Below are 3538 nucleotides of genomic sequence, written 5' to 3'. Positions count from 1 at the left end.
GTCCTATGTCGATCCGCAGCACTGGTTCGCCGGCGGCAATTCGCTGGCCGAGCACGGCACCAACACGTTCTGGCTTGATATCAAGGTGGTCGACGGCACCAACACCAAGCTTGAGCTGGAGGCCTATCTGAAGGCGATCTTCGCAGCCTTCGGCCGTCTGCTGGGCGGCGTGCACGAGGAGAGCTACGCCTTCGTGCATGAAGTGCCGGCAGCCGCTTACGGCTATGGCGGCAAGACGCAGGAATTTCGTTTCATCAGTGGACGGCTGCAGGCGGCGTGAGAAGCAGCTTCCCGCACCAAGGGAAGCAAAAGCTCCGCATTGACCTTGCTCCCACATCGTCTAGGTTCTGGCCGACACGGCCGCAAAGAGCCGAGATGCTAAAAACGTTGGGAGAGACGCGGCATGATCCTGACACTGGCGCTGCTTGCGGGTCTTGTTCTGGCCTGGCTCCTGATTGGCGTGGCGGAAAAATTCCGCCTCGGCCTACGCTTCACCCAGGCGCTGCTCTATGTCCCGTTCAAGCTTGCCTACCGGATCGGAGACAGCCGCATCAGGATCGCCCGCAAGGCGCAGGCCCCAGTCATCTACGTCATCTCTCATCAATCGCGCTTCGAGCCGGCGCTGATGCTGTCGCTGCTGCCGGAAGACACGCTGCATATTCTCGATGAGGTCTCGGCGCGCTCGCCGTGGCTCGAACCTTGGCGCGAGCTTGGCCGTACCATCGCCTTCAACGCCGAACATGTCTTCGTCAGCCGCCGGCTGGTGCGGGTGCTGAAGGGCAAGGGCCGGCTCGCTGTCTATCTGCCGGATGCAGTCGAGCCCGACGTCAAGACGTTTCGGTTGTTTCGTGCCGTCACCCGCATCGCCATGCAGGCCGATGCCAAGATCGTGCCGATCTTCGTCGGCGGCGCGCGCAGCCTGCCGGTGTCGTTGACGCCTGGGGACAAGGCGCCACGACACTGGTTTCCGCAACTGTCGATCAGCGTGCTGGAGCCGATGACCATCACTGAGTTGGTGGCGCGCAACCCCGAGCAGGCCTCGAACACCAACGCGCTGTTCGACCGTGTCGCCGAGGCGCGGCTCTTCGGCACCAACCTCGATCGTGGCCTGTTCCTGGCCATGCGCGATGCCGCCGACCGCGTCGGCGCTTCGCATATCATCATCGAGGACGTGATCTCCGGCGCGCTGAGCTACCGCAAGCTGTTCATCGGCGCCCGCGTCCTGGGCAGGCGCTTCGAGGCGGTAACGGCTCCGGGCGAGGCAGTCGGCGTGATGCTGCCCAATGCCAATGGCGTCGTGCTGTCGCTCACCGGCCTTCTGTCGGCCGGCCGGGTGGCGGCGATGATCAACTACACGGCCGGGCCGGCGAGCGTCACCGCGGCCGTGCGCACGGCGGTGATAAGGACCGTGATTTCGTCCCGCGCGTTCGTCGAGAAGGCCGACCTTGCCGATATCGTCGCGGCGGTCGAAAAGGGCGGCGCCAGGCTTCTCTGGCTCGAGGATGTGCGGGAGAGCGTCACCGCGCTGGACAAGCTTGCCGCCGCCTTGCTGTGGCGCTGGCCGCTGCAGCGACAGGACGCGGCCAAGCCGGCGGTGATCCTGTTCACCTCGGGCTCGGAAGGCACGCCGAAGGCAGTCGTGCTGTCGCACAAGAACCTTTACGCCAACGCCATGCAGGCTGAGGCGCGCATCACCATCTCGCCCGCCGACATCCTGCTCAACGTGCTGCCGGTGTTCCATTCGTTCGGCCTGACGGGCGGCACCATCCTGCCGCTGGTCACCGGGGTAAAACTGTTCCTCTACCCCTCGCCGCTGCACTACAAGATCATCCCCGAGGTTGCGCGCAAGGGGAAACCGACCATTATGTTCGGCACCGACACGTTCCTCGCCAACTATGCGCGTACCGCCAAGGACGGCGATTTTTCCAGCCTGCGCTTCGTCGTTGCCGGCGCCGAGGCGGTGAAGCCGGAAACCCGCCGCGTCTATCGCGAACGCTTCCAGGCCGAGATCATCGAAGGGTTCGGGCTGACAGAGGCGGCGCCGGTGGTTGCCGTCAACACGGCAATCCATGGCCGCGACGGTACCGTCGGGCGGCTGCTGCCGGCCATGCGCATGAAGCTTGAGCCGATCGAAGGCATTTCCGATGCCGGCCAATTGTGGCTCGACGGACCGAACCTGATGATGGGCTATATGACATCGGACCGCCCCGGTGAATTGCAGCCGCTGACGGGCTGGCACGACACCGGCGACATCGTCGCTGTCGACCGCGAAGGCTTCATCACCATTCGCGGCCGCGCCAAGCGCTTCGCCAAGATCGCCGGCGAGATGGTGTCGCTGGGTGCTGTCGAGATGCTGGTGCAGTCGTTGTGGCCGGAAGAACGCCATGCGGCGGTAGCGGTGCCGGACAAGAGGCGCGGCGAGCGCATTGTGCTGGTCACCACCGCCGACGACGCCAATCCCGACGAGTTGCGCAGATTCGGCAAACAAGCGGGCGCCGCCGAACTGATGGTGCCCAACGACATCGTCAAGGTCGAGGAAATCCCGGTGCTGGGTTCGGGCAAGACCGACTATGTCTCGACCCGAAAGCTGGCGATCGACAGGCTGGGGCTCGGCGTCGCGGCCTGAGTCGGATCAAGCACTTCCGCCGACCTTCTAACCTATATCCGAAGGCGGTACCTTCTCGCCCTCCAGCTTGGCGCGTTTCGAATAGGCGCGCACACTGAACGGCAGGAAGATCAGGTAGCCGGCAACCGAAGCGGTCAGCGTGTACCAGGGGTAGGTCATCAGCAGCAGTACGTAGAGCACGACACCCAGGATGATCGGCAACACCCTGTCGCCCGGGATTTTCAGGCTCTTGCCGGAATAGACCGGCAGCCGGCTGACCAGCAGGAAGGCGACCAGTATGGTAAAGCCGGTGGCGACGAAGGCCGCTGGACGACTGGGCTCCAGCCCTGTGCGCAGGAAATAGAGATAGAGCGGCAGCATCACCAGCACAGCACCAGCCGGCGCCGGCACGCCGACGAAATATTCGGACTGCCATATCGGGCGGTCGGCCTTCTCGTCGTCGAGCACGTTGAAGCGGGCGAGCCTTAGCCCGCAGGCGATGGCGAACAGCAAGGCCGCAATCCAGCCCGGCGAGCCGGCACGGTCGAGCAGGAAGGCATAAAGCACCAAAGCCGGGGCGACGCCGAAATTGACGATGTCGGCCAGCGAATCCATCTGGGCGCCGAATTTGGAGGTTGCCTTCAGCATCCGCGCCAAGCGGCCATCAATGCCGTCGAGGAAAGCGGCCAGCAGCACCATCACCACGGCCGGCTCGAAGCGGCCTTCGAAGCCGAAGCGGATGCCCGACAGACCGGCGCAGATGGCAAGCACGGTGACGAGGTTGGGCAGCACCATGCGCATCGGGATCTCGCGGATGCGCGGACCGCCGCTGGCATGGGCCTCGAACTTCTTATACTGCGTGCCCACGGCTCAGGAAATCCGCACGAGGGGTGTGCCGGCGACACCGCCGAATTCGGCCAGCACGGTTTCGCC

General features: G+C 64.5%; 3 protein-coding genes. 2 read left to right on the top strand and 1 reads right to left on the bottom strand.

The window, feature by feature from the left end:
- Together EN994_RS22840 and EN994_RS22835 are read left to right on the top strand one after the other, a co-directional pair.
- Positions 1 to 280 (top strand): 4-oxalocrotonate tautomerase (locus EN994_RS22840; RefSeq protein WP_127307824.1); only part of this gene is annotated, 280 nt, incomplete at its 5' end.
- A gap of 123 nt (positions 281 to 403) precedes the next feature.
- Positions 404 to 2626 (top strand): AMP-binding protein, encoded by a 2223-nt coding sequence (locus EN994_RS22835; RefSeq protein ID WP_013532541.1) that lies wholly within the window; start codon positions 404 to 406, stop codon positions 2624 to 2626.
- Between the two features lie 27 nt (positions 2627 to 2653).
- Here EN994_RS22835 and EN994_RS22830 read toward each other — a convergent pair whose 3' ends face one another.
- Positions 2654 to 3400, bottom strand: coding sequence for a phosphatidylcholine/phosphatidylserine synthase (locus EN994_RS22830; RefSeq protein WP_224621703.1), 747 nt, complete (start codon positions 3398 to 3400; stop codon positions 2654 to 2656).
- Between the last annotated feature and the right edge of the window lie 138 nt (positions 3401 to 3538).

Source organism: Mesorhizobium sp. M7A.F.Ca.CA.002.09.1.1 (genome assembly GCF_003998555.1).
GTDB lineage: Bacteria > Pseudomonadota > Alphaproteobacteria > Rhizobiales > Rhizobiaceae > Mesorhizobium > Mesorhizobium ciceri.
The sequence above is the reverse complement of the archived record's forward strand: the minus strand, read 5'-3'. Positions and strand labels throughout refer to the sequence as shown.